At 53.9% G+C, this 445-nt stretch carries 1 protein-coding gene; it reads right to left on the minus strand.

Annotation, left to right across the window (positions count from 1 at the left end; genetic code table 11):
• Positions 1-445 (minus strand): HdeD family acid-resistance protein (locus HBA93_RS18665; RefSeq protein ID WP_221724297.1); only part of this gene is annotated, 445 nt, incomplete at both ends.

The raw sequence follows: 445 nt of genomic DNA on the forward strand, positions 1-445 counted from the left end.
GTCTTCAACGGTCCCGCCCAACTTTTTTGCGGCAGCCGCGATCGTTATCATCACGGTTCCATTTGAAATGAGTTCAATCGCAAGAAGCACACCCAAAAGTGTCGCCGCTGCCGCTTGGAAATTCGCAAAGATCATAATCGCGAGTGCAACAGAGAGAAGGCCGGAGAAGATGACGACCCAAGAACCGCTCTGCGTGCGCAGCGATAGACCAACCGCAATTTTGAAAATGCCCGCAAAGGCGATAGAGATGGCAGTGACGATGGTCAGCGAAACGATACCAGCCAGCGGGTGCATCACGAGAGAGACACCAAGCCAGGTGATCACTGCGCCAGTCAGCAGGCTCATGATGCGACCACGCCAGGTCGTTTCACCGAACGTCGAAATTAGCCAGCCGATCCCGACAAACATAAACAGATACCCCGCCATCAAATCAACGGCGAGCGTT

Origin of the sequence: Ochrobactrum sp. SFR4 (genome assembly GCF_019730395.1) — a bacterium.
Classification (GTDB): Bacteria; Pseudomonadota; Alphaproteobacteria; order Rhizobiales; family Rhizobiaceae; genus Pseudochrobactrum.